The organism is Haemophilus sputorum CCUG 13788 (genome assembly GCF_000238795.1).
GTDB lineage: Bacteria > Pseudomonadota > Gammaproteobacteria > Enterobacterales > Pasteurellaceae > Haemophilus_A > Haemophilus_A sputorum.
Genome location: NZ_AFNK01000049.1, coordinates 1 through 259, shown reverse-complemented (window position 1 = coordinate 259; position 259 = coordinate 1). Strand labels below are relative to the sequence as shown.

The window sequence follows — 259 nt, the reverse complement described above, 5'->3', positions numbered from 1 at the left end:
GGGCCTGCTGTCGGCCTTTGAGGTCGTGGTATGGATGACGGATGGCTGGCCGCTTTATGAATCCCGCCTGAAGGGAGAACTGCACGTTATCAGCAAGCGATATACGCAGCGAATTGAGCGGCATAACCAGAATCTGAGGCAGCATCTGGCAAGGCTGGGCAGGAAGTCACTGTCGTTCTCAAAATCGGTGGCGCTGCATGACAAAGTCATCGGGCATTATCTGAACATAAAACACTATCAGTAAGTTGGAGTCATTACC

Annotated in this window: 1 protein-coding gene; it reads left to right on the top strand. The window is 51.7% G+C overall.

From position 1 onward, the window contains the following. Positions 1-244, top strand: a 244-nt coding sequence (locus tag HSP_RS11215) for an IS1 family transposase (RefSeq protein WP_010129661.1), incomplete at its 5' end; no start/stop codon positions are given. Positions 245-259 lie beyond the last annotated feature (15 nt).